This window comes from Pseudomonas sp. SMN11 (genome assembly GCF_052041945.1).
Taxonomy (GTDB): Bacteria; Pseudomonadota; Gammaproteobacteria; order Pseudomonadales; family Pseudomonadaceae; genus Aquipseudomonas.
Window position 1 is genome coordinate 88,829 of record NZ_JBKGGW010000017.1, and the last position, 23,184, is coordinate 112,012.

General features: G+C 66.5%; 7 protein-coding genes and 1 riboswitch. Of the genes, 3 read left to right on the forward strand and 4 right to left on the reverse strand.

Annotated elements, in window-relative coordinates:
* Positions 1–95 precede the first annotated feature (95 nt).
* Both ACLEJU_RS16105 and ACLEJU_RS16110 read right to left on the reverse strand, forming a co-directional pair.
* Positions 96–986, reverse strand: coding sequence for a universal stress protein (locus ACLEJU_RS16105; protein WP_435422752.1), 891 nt, complete (start codon positions 984–986; stop codon positions 96–98).
* A 146-nt stretch (positions 987–1,132) separates the two neighbouring features.
* Positions 1,133–2,128, reverse strand: coding sequence for an RHS repeat-associated core domain-containing protein (locus ACLEJU_RS16110; protein ID WP_435422753.1), 996 nt, complete (start codon positions 2,126–2,128; stop codon positions 1,133–1,135).
* A gap of 88 nt (positions 2,129–2,216) precedes the next feature.
* Positions 2,217–2,390, forward strand: a riboswitch (yybP-ykoY riboswitch).
* A gap of 7 nt (positions 2,391–2,397) precedes the next feature.
* Here ACLEJU_RS16110 and mntP point away from each other — a divergent pair.
* Positions 2,398–2,964: a manganese efflux pump MntP gene (gene mntP, locus ACLEJU_RS16115; RefSeq protein WP_435422754.1), complete on the forward strand. Its 567-nt coding sequence runs from the start codon at positions 2,398–2,400 to the stop codon at positions 2,962–2,964.
* Positions 2,965–3,025: 61 nt separating this feature from the next.
* Here the strand turns inward: mntP and ACLEJU_RS16120 are convergent, their stop codons facing one another.
* Both ACLEJU_RS16120 and ACLEJU_RS16125 read right to left on the reverse strand, forming a co-directional pair.
* Positions 3,026–4,435: an efflux transporter outer membrane subunit gene (locus ACLEJU_RS16120; protein WP_435422755.1), complete on the reverse strand. Its 1,410-nt coding sequence runs from the start codon at positions 4,433–4,435 to the stop codon at positions 3,026–3,028.
* Positions 4,436–4,453: 18 nt separating this feature from the next.
* Positions 4,454–5,224, reverse strand: coding sequence for a helix-turn-helix transcriptional regulator (locus tag ACLEJU_RS16125; protein ID WP_435422756.1), 771 nt, complete (start codon positions 5,222–5,224; stop codon positions 4,454–4,456).
* A gap of 414 nt (positions 5,225–5,638) precedes the next feature.
* Here ACLEJU_RS16125 and ACLEJU_RS16130 point away from each other — a divergent pair, with 414 nt between their 5' ends.
* Both ACLEJU_RS16130 and ACLEJU_RS16135 read left to right on the forward strand, forming a co-directional pair.
* Entirely contained in the window at positions 5,639–11,992 is a 6,354-nt protein-coding gene (locus ACLEJU_RS16130; protein ID WP_435422757.1) for an amino acid adenylation domain-containing protein, read from the forward strand.
* Positions 11,993–12,207: 215 nt separating this feature from the next.
* Positions 12,208–23,184 (forward strand): amino acid adenylation domain-containing protein (locus ACLEJU_RS16135; protein WP_440776686.1); only part of this gene is annotated, 10,977 nt, incomplete at its 3' end.

The following is a 23,184-nucleotide window of genomic DNA, read 5'->3' on the forward strand; positions in this document are numbered from 1 at the left end:
CCGCTCCCACAAGGCCCGCGCAGCCCTTCAGGCTGGTGGTATACCTGCAGGAGCGGGCTTGCCCCGCGAAGGGGCCAGTTCAGCCAGCCCGGATCTCAGCCAGATCCCTTGATTGCCAGCACGTTGCAAAGCGGATGCTCCAGCACATGCGCCGTGGTGCCGCCGAGGAACGTCTGCATCGCATCATGCCGATGGCTGCCCATCACGATCACATCGACCCGACTGTGGCTGACGAACTGGGCAATCGCCCGGATCGCCGCACCTTCGACAAAGTGCCGTCGCTCCAACGGAATCTGGTGGTGGTCGCCCAGCCGGTTGAACGCCGCACGCTGCGCCGTGCGCACACTGCCATCGAACCCGGGCATGGTGACTGTGCCAGCACCAAAGTCGGCGATATGGGTCTTGGCCGCATCGCACACATGCAGCAGGTGCAGTTCGGCGTTGCATTGCAGGGCCAGGGCATGGGCGCTGTGGATTACCTGATCGTCCAGGTGCTCGCCGGCACCCAGGCAGTTGAGGTCCACCGCCGCCGCAATCTGCCGGGGCAGCGGCAGGCGGATGTCGCTGACCAGGTGCACGGCCACCGGGCTTTCCTTGAGCAATTGCCAATCCAGCGGCGTGACCAGCAAGCGCTTGAGTACCGGTTCGTGCTGCACGTCCTTGATCAGCAGGTCGCAACCCAGCCGTTCGATGCGTTCAAGCACGCTGCCCAGCGGGTCGCGGGTCAACAGCAGTTCGGTGGAGACATCGAGCCCGGCGTTGCCCAGTTGCTCGGCTTCGTCGGCCAGCCACTGGCGATTGTCGCCAAGTAGCCGCTCACGCTCGCGGCCGTCGCTCATCAGGCCAAAGGTGTCGACATCGTCGACGAACACATTGATATCCAGCAGGGCACCACTGGACTCGGCCAGCGCCGCCGCGCGTTGTAGCGCCGGGGTATGGCGCATTTGCGGGCCGAGCATGACGAACAGACGCTTGAACTGGCTCATCGCACACCTCCACGTGTGGCAGCCCCCCTGCTGTAAAGAGTCTTACGACTTTCCCTGCGTGCTCAAAGCATGGGGTAGTCACGCAATCAGTCTAGTGGTTTTGCGTAGTGGCAGATCTGAAATCTGATGAGCAGCTGAGACGGGTTTCACCTCGTTCGAGTTTGTCTCATCGCATCATGGAGTTTGCCCAGGAAGTTTTCCGTGCCTTCGAATATATCGAAGGCTTCATTTGTGCCTTTAAGTGTTGGGTGGCGCTTAAAAAAGGAATGCATCCATTCTTCTTCTCTGAAAGACAGATCCAGTACCTCGATTTGATAATGCCGAAACCCTGGTATTTTTTTTTGCTGCTTGGTCAGGGGAATTAGAGGCAGAATTTTTCTGGCCTGTGCATAAAGCTCAATATTTTGGAAAAGATTAGCTTCTGCTACTGAATGGCGTGTGCCCATGGAGTAAGGCGAAATGTGTACAGGTGAAGTCGATCTCTTGGCGAGACTGTTGCTCGAACTCTTTCCGGTTAGTCTTTTCAACGGAGAGCTCGCCGATGTATAGCGCCATGGGACTTTAGTGCCACTACCCCACATCACATCATGGTTGCGCATGAAAAATCGACGCATCTGCCCTGAAGGGTCTGTATAGTTTGTTGGGTCGGCTCCGCAATATGCGTAGCAATTGGGCCCTGCGTCGGTTGAGAAGGGTGAGTACTCATCCGGGGAGTAAAATCTCATACTAACCGGGTTGTAGATGCGACGTTGTCCGAGCAGGTACAGCCCACCGACCGGCCCAAGATGCTCACCGTTGTAGCCAGTCAGGATTGGGATTGGAAAGGGGGTATTCAGGCCATAAGGTGTATAGGCAATGCCAAATGATTCGCGTGGGATACCAACCCTGAGGGGAGAGCCGTGAGAGTCGATAGCAAAGAGGATGGGGGTGATTAGGTCACTGTGTAATTCAGCAAGAGTGATTTGATTGTGCCGAAAAGCGGTTCGGGAGTGCTGGTGTTGTACGACACTCTTCAAACGCGCGCCGGCGAAAAAGTAAAAAATTTTGCTATTCATCTTCAGGTGCCTGGCATTCAGATAGTACGGATAGTTTTCTTTTAATGACATTGTGGCAACTAGCAAAAATAGTAGGTGAGCGCGCATTTCCAAATGCCGTCAGGGAACTGGCCTATTCATTGCTCAACGGAGTGGAAGCTTTTTCACGATTTTTTCACGCTGCGCTGGTATCATCGCGCCACTCATTGGGGAGTAGCCTGCCTTCACGCACTGCGAAGGCGCTCTGGTCAACATATTTGGCAACCTGCCATGGCCAGCGCATCCACGCGGATTGGCGAGACCAACGACCTTCCTGCAGCCAAGCCGGGCCTGCAGGTCGTCTGTCGTTGACTCGTTGCCCGGCTGGAGCTCGATCGTTGAACCCCATTTCCCTCGTCTTTCTCGCCTTCGCCATGTCCACGGATGCCTTCGCGGCCGCCATCGGCAAGGGTTCGAGCCTGCACAAGCCACGTTTGGCCGAGGCCCTGCGCACCGGCCTGATCTTCGGCATCATCGAAGCCATCACCCCGGTCATCGGCTGGTTGCTGGGCCAGGCGGCCAGCCAGTATGTCGAACAGTGGGACCACTGGATCGCCTTTACCCTGTTGCTGCTGCTCGGCGCGCACATGGTGCATGCCGGGTTGAAGCCGGATGACGAAGAAGAAGAGAAACAGAGCCAGCATTCGTTCTGGATCCTCGCGGTCACGGCTCTAGCCACCAGCATCGACGCCCTGGCAGTGGGCATCGGTCTGGCGTTCGTCGACGTGAACATCTGGGTGGCCGCCGCGGCGATCGGCCTGGCGACCATGACCATGGTGACGATCGGCACCATGCTCGGGCGTGCGCTGGGTTCGGTGGTCGGCAAGCGCGCCGAGATCATGGGTGGCATCGTGCTGATGCTGGTCGGTACGACCATTCTCTACGAGCACCTGAGCGCCGCCTGACAGCTGGCGCGATCCCTGTGGGAGCCGGCAAGCCCGGCTCCCACAGGGTACGCGCCGGCTTTTAGTAAATGCCTGGGTCCCCGGCCTGCCACCCGCCACCCAGCGCTGCATACAGGTTCACTTCCGCCACCAGCTGCGCCAGGCGGTCACTGATCAACCCTTGCTGCGCCGTGAACAGCGAGCGCTGGGCATCGAGAAAGGTCAGGCTGCTGTCCACGCCGATCCGGTAACGATGCTCGGCCAGGTTGTAGTAACGCTCGTTCGACGCCACCAGCTCGCGCTGGGCCTGTAGCTGGCGCTGATAGGTCGCCCGTGCCGCCAGGCCATCGGCCACTTCCTGAAACGCGCTCTGGATGGCCTTCTGGTACTGCGCCACCTGGATGTCCTTCTGCAACCTTGCATAATCCAGGCTGGCGCGCAGGCTGCCAGCGGTGAAGATCGGCAGGCTGATCTGTGGCTGGAACAGCCAGGTGCCGCTGCCGCCGTCGAACAGGCCGCTCAGCTGCGGGCTGGTGCTGCCGGCGTTGGCGGTGAGGCTGATGCTGGGAAAGAACGCCGCCCGCGCCGCGCCGATGTTGGCGTTGGCCGCGCGCAGCTGATATTCCGCCTGGACGATGTCCGGGCGGCGGCGCAGCAGGTCCGAAGGCAAGCCCGCTGGCAGCCCGGCGATCTGATCGTCGGCCAGGGGCAGCGCGGCCAGGTCGCCATCCACCGGCGTACCCACCAGCAAGGTCAGCTGGTTGAGATCCTGGGCCACCTGGCGTTTGTAGCGCGCCACCGTGGCGCGGGTGCTGTCGACGCTGGTGCGTGACTGGATCTGATCCAGCGCCGACACCGTGCCGGCGCGTCGCTGTGCGGTGGTCAGGCGCAGGCTGCGCTCGTCGGCCGCCAAGGTATCCTGCGATAGCACCAGCAACTCCTGATCGGCACGCCAGGTCAGGTAGGCGCTGGCAACACTGGCCACCAGGCTCAGCTGTGTGCTGCGCCGTGCCTCTTCACTGGCCAGGTACGTCAGCAGCGCCTGGTCGCTGAGGCTGCGCACGCGACCGAACAGGTCCAGTTCGTAGGCACTGATGCCCAGCTTCGCCGCGTAGGTCGAGGTAATCATGCCCTGGTCAGTACCGGTCATGCCCCGGGGCAGGTACTGGCGCTTACCTTGAGCATCGGCCGACACCTTCGGCAGCAGGTCGGCACGCTGGATGCGGTACTGGGCGCGGTAGGCTTCGACGTTCAGCGCAGCCTCGCGCAGGTCGCGGTTGTTGGCCAGCGCACTGTCGATCAGTTGGCGCAGAACCGGGTCCTGGAACACCTGGCGCCAGTCCTCGGCGTGCCGGCGCGCCAGCGCGTCGCCCTGATAGGCCGGGCCTTGCGGGAACTGCTCGGGCACAGGGGCGGCGGGGCGCTGATAGTCCGGTACCAGGGAGCAGCCGCACAGCAGTGCGGCGCACAGGGTAAGAGCATGTCGGGGCATCACGGGGCTCTCGTACGGTCAGGCGCCGGCCATCCATTTCGCCAGCCCATGGCGGCCACTGACCCCCAGCTTGGCGGTGGCGCGCTTGAGGTAGGTTTCGATCGAACTGTTCTTCACATTCAGCTTCTGCGCCAGTTCCGGCACCGTGCCGCCGGTCAGCAGGCCGAGGCACACTTCCTCCTCACGGCTGGAAAGCCTGACGGCTTCCTGGATCAGGCGCTCGCCAAAGGAGTGGCGCAACGAGCCCGCTTCAAGGTCGGCCAGGGGCGAGCCGACGCGACGCGCAAGGCCCTGGCCGAGCAGCTGGCCATGGTGCTCGACCAAGGGCAGCAAGGTGTCGGAAAGGCTCTTCAGCTGTGACAGTTCAGCCAGGGTAAACGCCCTTTGCTCAGGCAGGCGATGGAAGCAGATGACCCAGCGCCGGTCACCGCTGCAGGACACCAGGTGGCACTGGTGGGGATGCTGGGCGTCCAGCGGCGCCTTGAACTCGATCAGCAGCGGGTCATCCATCTGCATGATGCTCTGCAGCAGCGGGTGGCGCAGTGGCTCGTTGCCCGGCCGTTGCTGCTCCAGGCCGGCACTGCCCAGCAGCCTGATGTGGCTGACACGGGACTGGCGCGGGTCCAGGGTCCATTCGCTCAGCTCGAGCCTGTGGACCGGTACCTGGGCATCGACCAGGCGTAACATCTGTGCGGCGAAACCGTCGGCGCCGGTACTGGCGATGAGTTCGCCCAATTGCAGGTACAGCAGAGGGTCGGGGCGGTGTGCGAGGCTGGCACTCAGCTTCATGTGCTTTCTTCCTTGATTCAAAGCGTTACGGCGGGTGGTCGCGCGGTCAAGTGCTCCGGGTGGTGGGTGGGTGACGGTATTCAAGCCCGCAGCGGGGGCTGCGTCTGTAATGGAAAACCGGGACAGAAAATGCCATCAAAGATGGCGCGGCGAGTGGAGCATGAAACGGTCGCGATAACGCAAACGCCCTGGCCAGCCAGTCGATTGGCGTCATTACCCTGACGTTGCACGCCCGTTTCCGGCTGAACGGCGTGGGCGTAAGCGATCAAGGGCGGCACGCTATAGTTGATTTCCTACAGGCTTTTCAGCCGCTCTTGATACGCGCGCCGGTTGTCCGGGTTTAAGGGGCCATACAGTGCGGGGAGGGGGTGCTTGAATCCGCGGATGATCAAGCCAAGAAGGACCTGCCCCCCCATGCCTGCCGCCGAAACCTTTGCCCTGACCGTTGCCCAGCGTGATATCTGGCTGGACCAGATCGGCCACGGCGATTCGCCGCTGTACAACATCGGCGCCTACGTCGAGCTCGACGCTGCGCTGGATGTTGCGCGGCTGCGCCAGGCGCTGGCGCACCTGGTGGCACTGCACGAAGGCTTGCGCACGGTGCTGCTGGCGCCAGAGGGCCAAGGGGGCGTACCGCGGCAGTGCTTTGCCGAAACGCTGACGGTGGCGTTGGCCGAACATGACCTGCGCGATGCCGCAGACCCCATGACCGCCGCCCGGGCGCTGCTCGACAGCTTTATGCAAAAACCTTTTGCGCCGGGCTCCGGTGCCTTGTGGGGCACGCAGCTGATCAGGCTCGGCGAGCAGCGCTACCTGTTGGCACTGCAGGCGCATCATCTGATCCTCGACGGCTGGGGTGTGGACCTGTGGTTCAAATGCATCGCCGACTACTATGGCCTGCTGGGCCAGGGCGCATCTTTGCCCGACAGCGCGCCCGGTTACCGTGAGTTCGTCGAAGACGACAACCAATACCAGGCGTCGGCACGCCATGCACGTGACCGTGACTACTGGCTGGGCAAGTACCAGCAGCTGCCCGATGCCTTGCTGGCGCCGCGTGAGCGCGGGCGGTTGACGGCTGGTGAACCCAGCGCGGCCCTGGAGCTGCCCTTCGACAGCCAGCTGCTGGCTTGCATGAACGCACTGGGCAGCGAACTGCAGGCGTCGGCCTTCCACGTGCTGCTGGCGGCGATGCACGTGTGCTGCACCCGCACCTGGCAGCGCGACCAGTGGGTGGTCGGCGTGCCGGTGCGCAACCGTGCCAGCGCGCGCTTCAAGTCGACCCTCGGGCTGTTCACCCAGGTCAGCGCCTTGCGCATGGATTTTGCCCGCAGCCAGTCGTTTGCCGAACTGGTGAACAGCATTCGCGATGCACTCAAGCAGGACTTTCGTCACCAGCGCTTCGCCCTCAGCGAGTTGAACCGCACGCTTGGCGCCCTGCGCGAAGAGCGGCCGCAGCTGTTCGAACTGATGGTGTCCTATGAAGAAGATGGCAACGCGCTGCGCTTCGGCGGTGCTTGCGGCCATACGGTGATGATCTGCAACAGCCACGAACCGACGCCCCTGAGCCTGCACCTGCGCAGCAACCCGCACAGCGGCAAGGCCCACCTGCACCTGGTGCACAACCTGGCCTGGTTCAGCAAGGAAGAGGTCGCGGCCTTGGCCGAGCGGCTTCTGCATGTGTTGCGGCAGGGGCTGGAGCAACCGGCGCTGCGCGTTGCCGATTTTGACCTGATAACGGCTGCAGAACAGCGGCAACTGCAGCATTGGCACCAGGCAGCGGTTGCCCAGGGGCAGCCAGAGCCGTTGATCCACCGACGGATCGAAGCTCAGGCCAGGCGCCGGCCAGCGGCGCTGGCAGCCGTGCACGGTGGCCAGCGGCTGAGCTACGGCGAGCTGAACGGCCTCGCCAATCAGCTGGCACGGCGGCTGATCGGCCTGGGTGCAGGCCCGGACCAGCGCATCGCAGTCGTGGCCCAGCGCGGGCTAGATACCCTGGTCGGCCTGCTGGCGGTGCTTAAAGCTGGCGCCGCCTACGTGCCAATCGACCCGGCGCACCCGCAGGAGCGCCTGGCCTACCTGCTTGAAGACAGCGCGCCGTGCGTGGTGCTGACCCATTCCCGGTTCAGTGCACGCCTGCCAGCCCACGGCCTGCCGCAGATCGAACTGGACCGCTGCAGCTGGCAAGCGCCGAGTGCAGAGGCGCCCGCCGTCGCACAGCTGGCAGCGGGCAATCTGGTGTATGTCATCTATACCTCCGGCTCCACGGGCCTGCCCAAGGGCGTGATGGTCGAGCACCGTATGTTGGCCAACCTGGTCGACTGGCACTGCAACGCCTTCCACCCGGGCCCGGGCCGTCATCAGTCGAGCCTGGCCGGTTTCGGCTTCGATGCCATGGCCTGGGAAATCTGGCCAGCCTTGTGCAGCGGCGCGACCCTGCACCTGGCGCCGGTACGCGAGGGCGGCGAAGATATCGACGCCTTGCTGCACTGGTGGCGCGCCCAGCCGCTGGACGTGAGCTTTCTGCCGACCCCGGTGGCCGAACATGCCTTCGCCCAGGGCGAACTGCACCCGACCCTGCAGACCCTGCTGGTCGGCGGTGACCGCCTGCGCCGCCTGGCCCGCGAGCGCCGCTACCGGGTGATCAACAACTACGGCCCCACCGAAGCCACCGTGGTGGCCACGTCGGGCGAAGTGTGGGCGGGGCAGCCGCTGCACATCGGCGGGCCGGTCGCCAACACCCGGCTGTACGTGCTGGACGAGCAGCAGCAGTTGCTGCCACCTGGCGCCGTCGGTGAGTTGTACATTGCCGGCCATGGTGTGGCGCGCGGTTACCTGAACCGCCCCGAGCTGACCGCCGAGCGCTTCCTCGACGACCCGTTCAGTGCGCACCCGGGGGCGCGCATGTACCGTAGCGGCGACCTGGTGCGCTGGCGGGCCGACGGCACCCTGGAATACCTCGGGCGCAACGACGACCAGGTGAAGATCCGTGGCGTGCGGGTCGAGCTGGCCGAAATTGAAGCCGCGCTGAACACTCATGCGGCCGTGCGCGAAAGCGTGGTGCTGCTGCGCGAGGGGCAGTTGCAGGCCTGGTACATCGGTGCCTGCGCGGTAGCGCCACGTGCGTTGCACGAGCACTTGCGCGAGCGCTTGCCAGCCACCTTGCTGCCTGTGGCCTACGTCAGCCTGGCTGGCTGGCCGCTGACAGCCAACGGCAAACTCGACCGTCGCGCCTTGCCGGCGGCGGACGAAACCGCGAAGGTACGCCGCGAGCATGAGGCCCCCCAAGGCGACATCGAAGCGCGGCTGGCCCTGCTCTGGGCCGAACTGCTGCAGGTCGAGCGGGTAGGGCGCCAGGACCACTTCTTTGAACTGGGTGGCCATTCGTTGCTGGCGGTACAACTGATCGAGCGCATGCGCCAGCAAGGCCTGCAGGCTGACGTGCAGGTGCTGTTCGGCCAGTCGACCTTGGCCAGCCTGGCGGCCGCCGTGGTGGTCGGCGAGATTGCAACGGTGCCCGCCAATGGTGTGCAACCGGGATGCCAGCACATCACCCCCGAGATGCTGCGGCTGACCACGCTCGACCAGGCAACCATCGAGCAGATCGTCGCGACTGTGCCGGGTGGCGCCGCCAATGTGCAGGAAATCTACCCGCTCGCGCCGCTGCAGCAGGGGCTGCTGTACCACCATGTCAGCGAAGCCCGGGACCCTTACCAGCAGCAGGTTCTGTTTGCCTTCAACAGTCACGCGCACCTGCAGGCCTTTGTCGAAGCCCTGCAACAGGTGATCGAGCGCCATGACATCCTGCGCACCAGCCTGGCCTGGGAGGGGTTGCATCATCCTCAGCAGGTGGTCTGGCGCCAGGCCCGCCTGCCAGTGGAAAGCTGGGCTGCACCGGCACCAGGCGATCCGGCCGCGCAGTTGTGCAAGGCCTTCGACCCGCAGCAGCGGCCGCTGGACCTGCGCCAGGCACCGATGATGGCGATGGTCACCGCCGAAGACCCAGGCCAGGGCCGCTGGCTGGGCTTGCTGCGCTTTCACCATCTGGTCAACGACGCGGTTTCCCTGCAGGTGCTGCTGGGCGAACTCGAAGCCTTCATGCAACAGCGCGGTGGGCAGTTGCCGGTGCCGGTGCCGTACCGCGACTACGTGGCACTGAGTGGCGATGCCGAACGGCAGGCGCGTCACGAAAGCTACTTCCGCGAGCAGCTGGCTGGCGTCGAGCCGCTGGCAGCGATCCCCGGGTTGGGCGGGAAAGCGGTCGACGAAAACGACCTGCACAGCCATAGCGCCACGCTGGACGTCGCGCTGAGCGAGCGCTTGCGCCAGCAGGCGCGTCGCCATGGCGCCAGCCTGGCCAGCCTGTTGCACCTGGCCTGGGCCCAGGTGCTCGGCAGCTTGTCGGGCCGTGACGAGGTCATGCTCGGGACCGTGCTGCTGGGCCGGACCATGGCCGGTGACGGCGCCGACCGCGCCTTGGGCATGTTCATCAACAGCCTGCCGCTGCGCATCAACCTGGCCGGGCGGCCGGCGAACCTGGCCCTGGCTGAGACCCATGCACGGCTTGCCAGCCTGCTCGGCCACGAAGATGCCCCCTTGTTGCTGGCCCAGCGTTGCAGTGGGTTGCCCGCAGGGACTTCGCTGTTCCAGGGCCTGATCAACTACCGCCAGGGTGCCTTGCCGCACGGCGAGGTGCTGCCGGGCGTGAGCTTGCTGCAGGCCAGCGAAGTGCTCAGCCACGGCCTGGTGCTGAGCGTCGACGACCTGGGCGACGCGCTGCAGCTTGGCCTGCGAGCACCCCGTGCGGTTGGCGCACCACGGGTGCTGGCCAGCCTGCTGACGACCCTGCACCAGTTCGCCGACGGCATGGACAGCCCCTTGACGGCGCAGTGCAGCGTGCCGGGCGACGAGCTGGAGCGACTGCTGCATACGTTCAACCGCAGCGAAGACCGCCTCAGCCCGCTGGCCAGCACCCTGCCTGCACTGTTCGAGGCCCAGGTGCGGCGCACCCCGCTGGCCCTGGCCGTACAAACGGATGACGCGGCCCTCGACTACTACACCCTCAATGCCCAGGCCAACCGCCTGGCCCATCGCCTGATCGGGTTGGGCGTCGCTGCAGATTCGCGGGTGGCGATCTGCGTCGAGCGCGGCATATCGATGATGGTCGCGCTGCTCGCGGTGCTCAAGGCCGGTGGCGCCTATGTGCCGCTCGACCCGAGCTACCCGGCCGAACGCCTGCGCTTCATGCTCGACGATAGCGCACCCACCGTGTTGCTGGTGCACGCGGCCACATGGGGGCTGTTCGACACGCTCGTCACGCCGATGCTCGACCTTGACGATGACGACTGGCATGCGTGCAGTGCCGAAAACCCGCAGGTACCAGAACTTGGGCCGTCCCGGCTGGCCTACGTGATGTACACCTCCGGCTCCACCGGTACGCCAAAGGGCGTGATGGTCGAGCACCGCGGCCTGTGCAACCTGATGCACTGGGGCTCGCAGATCTGCCCGCCTCAGCCGGGCGGTGCGTTGCTGCAGCGGGCGCCGTTCAGTTTCGACGGTTCGGTCTGGGAGCTGTTCTGGCCGCTGGTGGCCGGGCTGCGCCTGGTCTTGGCCCGGCCGGACGGGCACCGTGACCCGGCCTATCTGGTGCAGTTGGTCCAGGCCCGGCAGGTGACGATCATGAAGTTCGTGCCGGCGCTGCTGCATCAGTTCCTGGAGGAACCGGGCGTCGAGCGTTGCAGTAGCCTGACCGACCTGTTCTGTGGCGGTGGCGAGCTGACCCTGGCGCTGCTGCAGCGCATTCGTCTGTGCCTGCCGAAGGTCCGCGTGCACAACGTCTACGGGCCCACCGAGGCGACGGTCGACAGCACTGCCTGGACCTTGCAGCCCTTCGAGCCGTTGCCCACGCTGGCGCCACCGATTGGCCGGCCGATCGCCAACACCCGCCTCTATGTGCTCGACGCCCATGACCGCCCGGTGCCGCTGGGGGCGGTGGGGCAGTTGCACATTGGCGGCGTTGGCGTGGCCCGAGGTTACCTGGGATTGCGGCAGCTGCAGGCCGAACGTTTCATCGCCAGCCCCTTTGTCGAGGGTGACCGGCTGTATCGTACTGGCGATCTGGTGCGCTACCGCCAGGATGGTGAGCTGGACTTTGTCGGGCGCAACGACTTCCAGGTCAAGCTGCGCGGGCTGCGGGTGGAGCTGGGCGAGATCGAGGCTGCGCTGGCGGCGCATCCGGTGATCGGGCAAAGCGTGGTGCTGATGCGCGAGGAGCGCCTGGTGGCGTACTTCACTTGCCGCGATGGCTGCCCGCCGCCCGCCCTGGAGGTCCTGCGCAGTCACCTGTTGGCGCGCATGCCTGAGTACATGGTGCCGCAGGCGTTTGTCGCGCTGGCCGAACTGCCGTTGAGCCCCAATGGCAAGGTCGACCGCCGGGCCCTGCCGGCGCCAGGGCCAGAGGCTGTGATCAGCCGGGAGTACCAGGCGCCGCAGGGCGATCTGGAAACCGCACTGGCATCGATCTGGACCGAAGTGTTGAAGATCGAGCAGGTGGGGCGCGAGGACAATTTCTTCGAGCTGGGCGGGCATTCGTTGCTGGCGGTGAGCCTGGTGGCGCGTATGCGCCAGGCCGGGTTGCATGTCGATGCCCGGACCTTGTTCAGCCAGCCGACATTGGCGGGGCTGGCGGCCAGTACCAGCCGGGAGCAGATGGCGGTGGTGATACCGCAGACGACCATTCCGAGTCTGGGGGGGAAGCGGCGGCGGATCTGAAGCGTTCGCCTCGAGGTTTTTGTTGCCTGTGAGATCGAGCGCCGCCCGCGCGGCGCTCGATCTCACAGGCGCTGAAAATCCCAAGCCAGGAAAACCACAGCCCCCCGCGCTCCACCCCATATCCAACCCTGTCCCCGCTTCCCATGTCAGACCACCCGGTCACGATCCATTAGCGTGTCGACGATTCCCTTCCAGGCAAAGCAGGATGCTTACCGATGCTCTTCAGCGAACTGATGGCTGTTCTCTCCACCCATGCAATCCGACTCCAGCGCGAAGACCAGGACTTGATCGTCCTGGGCGACGACCAAGCCCTGGACGACACCCTGTGGGAGGCGCTGTCACGGCACAAGCCGGCCTTGCTGGAAATGCTCGCCGAGCATGATGACGACTGGCTCAGCCCGGCGCTGCGCATCACCCCCGACATGTTGCCGCTGGTGCAGCTCGACCAGCAGGCCATCGACCGCATCGTCGCCAGCGTGCCCGGCGGCGCCGCCAACGTGCAGGACATCTACCCGCTGGCACCGCTGCAGCAAGGCATGCTCTACCAGCACCTGTCTGCCGCCGACGGCGACCCGTACCTGGCCCAGGTGCAGCTGCGCTTTGCCAGCAAGGCACACCTCGAAGCCTTCGCCCAGGCCCTGCAATGGGTGATCCAGCGCCACGACATCCTGCGCACCGCGCTGCATTGGGAATACCTCGACGAGCCGGTGCAGGTGGTCTGGCGCGAAGCGACCCTGGTGCGTGATGCCATTGAGGTCCAGGGTGACGATCCGCTGGCCCAGTTGTGCGCACGTTTCGACCCGCATCACTACCGCCTGGACCTGCGCCAGGCGCCGCTGATGCAGCTGATGCACGCCCGTGGCGCTGGCGGGCAATGGGTGGCCTTGTTGATGTTCCACCACGTGATCATGGACCACACAGCGCTGGACATCGTGCGCCGCGAAATCCAGGCGCATCTGGCCGGCGAGTCGGCGCAGCTGGCGCCGCCGATGCCGTTTCGCAACGTGCTGGCCGCAGCGCGCCAGGCGCTGGACGAACAGGCCCACGAGCGGTTTTTCCGCGAGATGCTCGACGACATCGACGAGCCGACCCTGGCTTTCGGCTTGCCGGACAAAGGTCAGCAGCCACTTGAGCAGGCGCGCCTGACCCTGGCGCCCGCGCTGAGCCTGCGCCTGCGCCGCCAGGCCCGACAGCTTGGCGTGAGCCCGGCCAGTGTGCTGCACCTGGGCTTCGCCCGCCTGGTCGGGCAACTGTCCGCGCGCCAGGCCGTGGTGTTCGGCAGCGTGCTGCTGGGGCGCATGACCACCGGTGAAGGCGGTGAGCAGGCGCTGGGCATGTTCATCAATACCCTGCCGCTGCGCATCGACCTCGGCCAGCACGGCGTGCGCCAGGCCTTGCTGGCCACCCACAAGCGGCTCAGCGCCTTGCTCGGCCATGAGCAGGCCTCGCTGGCCCTGGCCCAGCGCTGCAGCGGCGTGGCCGCGCCAGCGCCGCTGTTCAACAGCATGCTCAACTACCGCCACAGTGCTGCCGGCGATGCTGCCGAAATCATCCCGGTCGCGCCGGGTATCGACATCGTCGGCGCCGAAGAACGCACCGACTACCCGCTGACCGTCAGCGTCGACGACCTTGGCGATGATCTGCGCCTGACCGTGCAAAGCCTGCCGCAATGGGGCGCTGCGCGCATTGCCGAGCAGTTCCAGCAGGTGCTGGCAAGCCTGATCGACGCACTTGAGCAGGCGCCTGAAACGCCAATGCAAAACCTGGCTGTGCTGCCCCAGGCCGAGCGCGAGCAGGTGCTGGAACAGTTCAACCGCACCGCCCAGGCTTACCCGCGAGGGCTGACTGTGCATGCGCTGTTCGAAGCCCAGGCCGCCCGCGCTCCCGAGGCGATCGCGCTGCTGCAGGACGGCCTGGCCCTCGTCTACGGCGAACTGAACCGGCGCGCCAACCAGTTGGCCCATTGCTTGATCGAGCAAGGTGTAAGGGTTGGCGATCGGGTTGCCCTGTGCCTGCCGCGCAGCCCGGAACGCATTGTCGGCCTGCTCGCGGTGCTTAAGGCAGGTGCTGCCTATGTGCCGGTGGACCCGGCCTATCCGGCGGAGCGAATCGCCTATCTGCTGCAGGACAGCGCGCCGGCGCTGGTGCTGGCGACCACCGCGATCGAAGGCTTGCCGTCGATGGCGCGCCTCGACCTCGACCAGGCCGACGCCTTTGCCGCCAACAGCAGCAACCCGGAACTGCCCGGGCTCGATGAGCAGCAGCTGGCTTACCTGGTCTACACCTCCGGTTCCACCGGCCAGCCCAAGGGGGTGATGATCGAGCACCAGACCCTGGCCAACCTGGTGCACTGGCACTGCCAGGCATTCGCGCTGGCGGCCGGCTCGCACAGCGCCAGCGTCGCCGGTTTCGGCTTCGACGCCATGGCCTGGGAGCTCTGGCCGACCCTGTGCGCGGGCGCCACGCTGCACCTGCCGCCGAAACACATCGGCAACGAACACGTTGACGAGATGCTCGACTGGTGGCTGAGGCAGCCGCTGCAGGTCAGCTTCCTGCCCACCCCGGTGGCCGAGCAGGCCCTGCGCCGTGACCGCCAGCACCCGACCTTGCGCACGCTGCTGGTCGGCGGCGACCGCCTGCGCCAGTTCGACCGCGACCCAGGCTTTACCCTGGTCAACAACTACGGCCCGACCGAAACCACGGTGGTGGCGACTTCCGGCCAGATCATCGTCAACGGTACGCTGCACATCGGCCAGCCGATCGCCAACACCCGCGTGTATGTGCTCGACGAAGGTCTGCAGCCGGTACCGGTTGGCGTCAGTGGTGAGCTGTTCATCGGCGGGGCGCAGGTCGCACGCGGCTATTTCAATCGCCCGGAGCTCACCGCAGAGCGCTTCCTCGACGACCCGTTCAACCCCGGTGGCCGCATGTACCGCAGTGGCGACCTGGTGCGCTGGAATGCCGACGGAACCCTCGATTACCTGGGTCGCAACGATGACCAGGTAAAGATCCGTGGCGTGCGCGTGGAGCTGGGTGAAATCGAAGCTGCCCTGGCCGCCCGGCCGGGCATCGACGACGCTGTGGTGCTGGTGCGCGAAGGGCGCCTGCTGGCCTGGTACACCGAATCCGCGCCGGTAGACTCAGAACAGTTGCGTCAGGCCCTGCAGGCCAGCTTGCCAGCGCACATGCTGCCAGTGGCGTTCATCCGCCTGGACCAACTGCCGCTGACCAGCCACGGCAAGCTCGACCGCCGTGCGCTGCCCGACCCGGACGGCGCCTCGCTGCCTGGGCAAGCCTATGAAGCAGCGCAAGGTGAAACCGAGGCTGCCATGGCCGCGATCTGGGCCGAGGTACTGGGCGTGGAACGGGTAGGGCGGCATGACAACTTCTTCGAGCTGGGCGGCCACTCGCTGCTGGCCGTGACCCTGGTCGAGCGGCTGCGCAAGGCTGGCCTGGTCATCGATGTACGCGTGCTGTTCGCCCAGCCGACTGTGGCTGCGCTGGCCGGCGCGACGGCCACCGGTGAGGCCAAGGTTGCGGCCAACCGAGTGCCCCAGGGTGCTGCGCGGATCACCCCGGACATGCTCAGCCTGGTCGAGCTGGACCAGGCCAGCATCGATGCCATCGTCGCCACGGTGCCGGGCGGGGCAGCCAACGTGCAGGAGATCTACCCGCTGGCGCCGTTGCAGGAAGGTATCCTCTACCATCACCTGAGCGCCGAACAGGGCGACCCGTACCTGCTGCAGACGCGCCTGGCCTTTGACAGCGTCGAGCGCCTGCTGGCCTGGGCAGGTGCCTTGCAGCAGGTCATCGACCGCCACGACATCCTGCGCACCTCGGTGCTCTGGCAGGGGCTGGCGCAGCCGCTGCAGGTGGTCTGGCGGGCTGCGGAACTGGCGGTGTGCGAGGTCGATGACCTGGCCGACCAACCTGGCGTGTCACGCATCGAGCAGTTGCACACGCGCTTCGATGCACGCCACCACCGCCCGGACCTGGGCCAGGCACCGCTCACGCGCCTGTACTACACCCTCGACCCCGCCAACCACCAGGTGGTGGCGGTCCTGCTGTTCCATCACCTGACCCTCGATCACACCGCCATGGACGTGGTCGCCCGAGAGATGCGCGCTTTGCTGTTCGGCCAGGGCGCAGCGCTGCCGGCGGCGGTGCCTTATCGCAATTATGTGGCCCAGTCCCGCCAGGCCGATCCGGCCAGCCAGGCGGCGTTCTTCTGCGAGATGCTGGCGGATGTCGATGAACCGACCTTGCCGTTGGGCTTTGCCGATGTGCAGGGCGACGGGCGTCATATCGAAAGCGCCTGCATGGCGCTGGATGCCGGCCTCAGCCTGCGCCTGCGCAGCCAGGCACGGCAGCTGGGGGTCAGCGCCGCCAGCGTGATGCACCTGGCCTGGGCGCGGGTGCTGGGCGTGTTGGCCAACCGCAGCGACGTGGTGTTCGGCACCGTGCTGATGGGCCGCCTGCAAGGTGGCGAAGGCGCCGATCGGGCACTGGGCATGTTCATCAACACCTTGCCGCTGCGGGTCGACACCCGTGCCGGCGCGCGCGCGGCGGTGATGGCCACCCATCGCAGCCTGTCGGGCCTGCTCGGCCATGAGCACGCCCCCTTGGCCCTGGCCCAGCGTTGCAGCGGGGTGGCTGCGTCGGTGCCGCTGTTCAGCGCCTTGCTCAACTACCGCCACAGCGCCGCCGATGCGCCGCGCGAAGGCGAGGGCATCTGGGAGGGTGTGCGCCTGCTCGGCGGCGAGGAACGCAGCAACTACCCGCTGACCCTGAGCGTCAACGATCTCGGCGAGGGCTTCAGTTTCAGCGTGCTGGCCGTCGAAGGCATCGGTGCCGCCCGCGTCACCGAATGGATGGCCAACGCACTGACGCAGCTGTTGCAGGCATTGGAACAAGAGCACGAAACCCCGGTCGACAGCCTGTCGATTGTCAGCGAGCAAGCGCGCCAGCAGCTGCTGGGCAGCTTCAACGCCACGGCGCAGGCTTACCCGCAGGGCCAGACCGTCCATGCCCTGATCGAGGCCCAGGCCGCCCGCGCCCCTGAGGTCACGGCCATCAGCCAGGGCGACCAGGCCCTGAGCTACGGCGAACTCAACCAGCACGCCAACCGCCTGGCCCATCGCCTGATCGAACACGGTGTGCGCTGCGGCGACCGGGTCGCGCTGTGCCTGCCGCGCAGCATCGAACGGCTGATCGGCCTGCTGGCCGTGCTCAAGGCCGGGGCTGCCTATGTGCCGGTGGACCCGACCTACCCGCGTGAGCGCATCGCCTACCTGCTGGCCGACAGTTCACCCGCGCTGGTGCTGGCCGATTCGGCCGTCGATGGCTTGCCAGGCGAGCTTCCACGGTTGGACCTCGACCAGCCCGCGAGCTGGCCTGCAACCGACAGCAATCCTCAAGTGCCCGGGCTCGATGCCCATCAACTGGCCTACGTGGTCTACACCTCCGGCTCCACCGGCCAGCCCAAGGGGGTGATGATCGAGCACCAGACCCTGGCCAACCTGGTGCACTGGCACTGCCAGGCATTCGCGCTGAGTGCCGGCGAGCGTACCTCCAGCGTGGCCGGCTTCGGTTTCGACGCCATGGCCTGGGAGGTGTGGCCGGCATTGTGCGCCGGTGCCACGCTGCACCTGCCGCCCACGCACATCGGCAACGAACACGTCGAGGAGCTGCTCGACTGGTGGCTGGAGCAACCGCTGAAGGTCAGCTTCCTGCCGACGCCGGTCGCCGAGCAGGCGCTGCGTCGCGAACGCCAGCACCCGACCTTGCGCACCCTGCTGATCGGCGGCGACCGCCTGCGCCAGTTCGACCGCGACCCGGGCTTCGACCTGGTGAACAACTACGGGCCGACCGAAACCACCGTGGTCGCCACGTCCGGCAAGGTCCTGCCGGGCGGTGCGCTGCACATCGGCCAGCCGATCGCCAACACTCGCGTCTATGTGCTCGACGCGCATCTTCAACCGGTGCCGGTGGGGGTCACCGGAGAGCTGTACATTGGCGGCGGCCAGATTGCCCGGGGCTATTTCAACCGCCCGCAACTGACAGAGGAACGCTTCCTGGCCGACCCGTTCAGCCGCCTGCCGGGTGCACGCATGTACCGCAGCGGCGACCTGGTGCGCTGGAATGCCGACGGCAGCCTCGACTACCTGGGCCGCAACGATGACCAGGTGAAGATCCGCGGCATGCGCGTCGAACTGGGCGAGATCGAGGCGGCCATGGCGGCCCAGCCTGGCATCGAGCAAGCCGTGGTGCTGGTGCGTGGCGAGCGCTTGCTGGCCTGGTTCACCGAAGCCACAGCAGTCGAGCTCGATGCGCTGCGCCAGGCGCTGCAAGCCAGCCTGCCGGCGCACATGCTGCCGCACGCGTTCATGCGCCTGCAGCAACTGCCGCTCACCAGCCATGGCAAGCTGGACCGTCGTGCATTGCCCGAACCCGATGCGGCGGAGCAAGGCCATGTCGAGCCCCAGGGCGAGCGCGAAAACCTCATGGCCGCCATCTGGGCCGAAGTGCTGGGCGTCGAGCGGGTAGGGCGACACGACAACTTCTTCGAGCTGGGTGGCCACTCGCTGCTGGCCGTGTCCCTGATCGAGCGCCTGCGCCAGCAGGGCCTGGACACCGACGTGCGCGTGCTGTTCAGCCAGCCGACGGTGGCCGCACTGGCTGCGGCACTGAGCAAGGGCCGACAGGTCGTGGTGCCGGAAAACCGCATTGCGGCCGGCTGCAATCAGATCACCCCCGACCTGCTGCCCTTGATCGACCTGGACCAGGCCAGTATCGAGCGCATCGTCGCCACGGTGCCGGGCGGTGCTGCCAACGTGCAGGACATCTACCCGCTGGCCCCGCTGCAGGAAGGCATCCTCTATCACCACCTCAGTGCCAGCGGTGCCGACCCCTACCTGCTGCAATGGCGCGTCGCCTTCGACAGCCTGGCGCGCCTGCAGGCCTTCGCCAGCGCGCTGGACAAGGTCATCGCCCGCCACGACGTGCTGCGCACCGCCGTGCTCTGGGACAGCCTGCCACAACCGGTGCAGGTGGTCTGGCGCCAGGCACCCCGGGCGGTTCTCGCCCTCTGTGGCAGCGGGCTTGCCCGCGAAGCAGGCGACACGGCACTCGACTTGAGCCAGGCGCCGTTGATCCGCCTGATTTACACCGAGGCGCAAGGCCCTATCGAGGCAACCCTGCAGTTCCACCACATCGCCCTCGATCACACTGCGATGAAAGAGGTGCTGGACGAAATCCGCGACCACTTGCAAGGCCGGCAACCCAGCCAGCAGCCGGTGCCTTACCGCAATTACGTGGCCCAGGCCCGCCTGGCCATCAGCGAAGCCGAACACGAAGCCTTCTTCCGTGCCGAGCTTGGCGACATCGACGAACCGACGCTGCCATACGGCCTGACCGACCTGCAAGGCCAGGCCGACGGCTTCGAACTGGCCACCATGCAACTCGCCAGCAGCGACTACCAACGCCTGCGCCAACAGGCCCGGCAGCTGGGCGTGAGTGCCGCCAGCCTGCTGCACCTGGCCTGGGCGCGGCTGGTCTCGGCCACCAGCGGCAGGGATAGCGTGGTGTTCGGCACCGTGCTGCTCGGCCGCCTGCAGGGCGGAGCCGGCGCCGATCGCGGCCTGGGCATGTTCATCAATACCTTGCCGCTGCGCCTGGACCTGGATGGCCTTGGCGTGCGCGAGGGCGTACGCCTGGCCCATGAGCGCCTGAGCGCGCTGCTGATGCATGAGCACGCCTCGCTGGCGCTGGCCCAGCGTTGCAGTGGCGTGGCGGCGCCCACGCCCTTGTTCAGCGCCATGCTCAACTACCGGCACGGCGCCAGTGCCCGCCAGCAGCAGGCGCAACGCGAAGCCCTGGAAGGCATCCAGGCGCTGCCCAGCGGCGGGCATGGCAACTACCCGTTGAGCGTCAACGTCGACGACCTGGGCGACGGCCTGCGCATCACCGCCCAGGTCTCGCCGCAGGTGGGCGCGCAACGGGTCTGCGGGCAACTGCTGCAGGTGCTGGTTGGCCTGCTCGATGCGCTGGAGCAACAGCCGCAACTGGCGCTGCAGCAATTGCCGGTGCTGGCGCCCGAGGAGCGCCAGCAGCTGCTGGTCGCGGCCAACGCCAGCGAGCAGCCACACGATCTGCAGCAACCGCTGCACCGCCTGTTCGAGGCGCAGGCCCGGCGCACGCCTGATGCACCGGCACTGGTGGCTGAAGACGGTGAACTGAGTTACCGCCAGCTCAACGAACAGGCCAACCGCCTGGCCCATCACCTGATCGCCCTGGGTGTGCAACCCGATGACCGCGTAGCGGTGTGCGTCGAGCGTGGCGTGTCGCTGGTGGTCGGCCTGCTGGCCATTCTCAAGGCCGGTGGCGCCTATGTACCGCTCGACCCGAGCTACCCGGCCGAGCGCATTCGCCACATGCTGGACGACAGTGCGCCCAAGGCGCTGCTGGTGCATGCCGCGACCCGCGACCTGGCCCGGCACGCGGTGCAGGTCGACCTGGATCGCCCAGCCTGGGGTGAGCAGCCGCTCAGCAACCCACGCGTGGCGGGCCTGACGGCGCGGCACCTGGCCTACGTGATCTACACCTCCGGCTCCACCGGCGTGCCAAAGGGGGTGATGGTCGAGCACCGCAACGTGGTCAACCTGCTGCACTGGAGCCAGCGCCTGTGCGCCGGCGCCGGCAGCGTGCTGCACAAGACCCCGATCAGCTTCGATGCCTCGGTATGGGAGTTGTTCTGGCCCTTGTGCAGCGGCCTGCGTCTGGTGCTTGCGCGCCCGGACGGCCAGCGTGATGCGCAGTATCTTGTGCAATTGATCCAGCAGCAGCAGGTGAACGTGGTGCAGTTCGTACCGGCCTTGCTGCAGCAGTTCCTGGAACAGGCGCAGTGCAGCGCTTGCACCAGCCTGAGTGACATTGTCTGCGGCGGCGGCGAGCTGACCGCAGCGCTGGCCGCCATGGTGCGCGAGCGCCTTCCGGGCGTTCGCCTGCACAACGTCTACGGACCTACCGAAGCCACCGTCGACTGCAGCGCCTGGACGCTGGAAACCGATGCGGCGCTGCCAGGCGGCACGCTGCCGATCGGCCACCCGATCGACAACACCCGGCTTTATGTGCTCGACAGCCGCGATCAGCCGGTGCCGTGGGGTGTGGTCGGGCACCTGCACATCGGTGGCGCCGGCGTGACCCGTGGTTACCTGGGCCTGGCGCAACAGCAGGCCGAGCGCTTCATCGACAGCCCGTTCGTGGCGGGTGACCGGCTGTATCGCAGTGGCGACCTGGTGCGCCAGCGTGCCGATGGCAGCCTCAAGTTCCTCGGGCGCAACGACCAGCAAGTGAAGATCCGTGGCCTGCGCATCGAGCCGGGTGAAATCGAGGCCTGCCTGACCCGCATCGCCGGGGTCCGCGAAGCCGTGGTGCTGGCGTTCGATGCACGCCTGGTCGCCTATCACACCGGTGAGCCACACGCGGCGGATGCCCTGCGCCAGGCGCTGCTGACGCAACTGCCGGATTACATGGTGCCAGCGCAGTACATTCACCTCGACCAACTGCCGCTGACCCCCAACGGGAAGCTCGACCGCAAGGCGCTGCCAGCCCCTGACGCCGCGTTGCAGCAGCGTGCCTTCGAGGCGCCGCAAGGCAGCACCGAAACCCTGCTGGCAGCGATCTGGAGCGAGCTGTTGGGCGTGGAACGCGTAGGGCGGCACGACAACTTCTTCGAACTGGGCGGCCACTCGCTGCTGGCTGTGAGCCTGACTGCGCGCCTGCGCCTGCAGGGCCTGCAGGTGGATGTGCGTACCCTGTTCGGCCAGCCGACCATCGCTGCACTGGCGGCAACCTTGGGGCAGGATCAACAGATCGAGGTGCCTGAGAACCGTATCCCGGCGGGCTGCCGCCACATCACCCCGGCGCTGCTCAGCCTGATCGATCTCGACCAGGCCGGCATCGACCGGATCGTCGCCAGCGTGCCGGGCGGCGCTGCCAATGTGCAGGACATCTACCCGCTGGCGCCGTTGCAGGAGGGCATTCTCTATCACCACCTGAGTGCGGCCGAGCATGACCCGTATGTGCTTTACTCGCGCCTGCGCTTCGCCAACCTCGGACGCCTGCAGGCCTTTGCCAGCGCCCTCGACCAGGTCGTCGCCCGCCATGATGTGCTGCGCACCGCAGTGCTTTGGGAGGGGCTGCCGCAGCCGGTACAGGTGGTCCTGCGCGCAGTGCCTTCCATACTGGCGGGCGCTATGGATGGCAGCTTGCCGGCGATGCGCCTGGACCAGGCGCCGCTGATCCGGCTGTTCCATGCCCAGGGCGATGGCGCACTCGACGCGACTCTCCAGTTCCACCACATCGTGCTCGACCACACCGCTTTGGAAGTGGTCGGCGAAGAACTCCAAGGCTTCCTCCAAGGCGCTCCAGCCCCGGCCCACGCCCCGGTGCCTTACCGCAACTATGTGGCCCAAGCCCGCCTGGGCACCAGCCAGGCCGAACACGAGGCGTTCTTCCGCACGCAATTGGCCGACATCGACGCACCGACCCTGCCGTTCGGCCTCAGCGACGTGCAGGGCGACGGCCGTGACATGCAGGAAGTGAAGCTGACGCTGTCGAGCACGCTTGCCACTCGCCTGCGCCATCAGGCCCGTGTGCTGGGCATCAGCGTCGCCAGCCTGTTCCACCTGGCCTGGGCACGCCTGCTGGGCGCCGCCAGCGGTCAGGACACGGTGGTGTTCGGCACCGTGCTGCTGGGTCGCCTGCAGGGCGGCGAAGGCGCCGAGCGGGCGCTGGGCATGTTCATCAACACCTTGCCGCTGCGCATCGACCTGGGCGGCGTCAGCCTGCGTGAGGCGGCGCAGGCCACCCACCAGCGCCTCAGCGCATTGCTGGCCCACGAGCACGCCTCGCTGGCACTGGCCCAGCGCTGCAGTGGCGTGGCCGCGCCGTTGCCACTGTTCAGCGCCATGCTCAACTACCGCCACGGTGCCCAGGCCAATGCAGAGCAGCGCAAGGCCTGGCAAGGCATCGAAGTGCTCGACGGGCAGGAGCGCACCAACTACCCGCTGAGCCTCAATGTGGACGACATGGGCGAAGGCTTCCGCCTGGTCGCCACGACACCTGGCGAGGTCGGTGCGGCGCGTATCTGCGGGCAGATGAACCAGGTGCTGGAGGCGATGGCCGAGGCA

Coding starts and splice junctions, on each gene's coding strand:
- ACLEJU_RS16105 (WP_435422752.1), bottom strand. CDS start 986: ATGAGCCAGTTCAAGCGTCTGTTCGTCATGCTCGGCCCGCAAATGCGC.
- ACLEJU_RS16110 (WP_435422753.1), bottom strand. CDS start 2,128: ATGCGCGCTCACCTACTATTTTTGCTAGTTGCCACAATGTCATTAAAA.
- ACLEJU_RS16120 (WP_435422755.1), bottom strand. CDS start 4,435: ATGCCCCGACATGCTCTTACCCTGTGCGCCGCACTGCTGTGCGGCTGC.
- ACLEJU_RS16125 (WP_435422756.1), bottom strand. CDS start 5,224: ATGAAGCTGAGTGCCAGCCTCGCACACCGCCCCGACCCTCTGCTGTAC.
- ACLEJU_RS16130 (WP_435422757.1), top strand. CDS start 5,639: ATGCCTGCCGCCGAAACCTTTGCCCTGACCGTTGCCCAGCGTGATATC.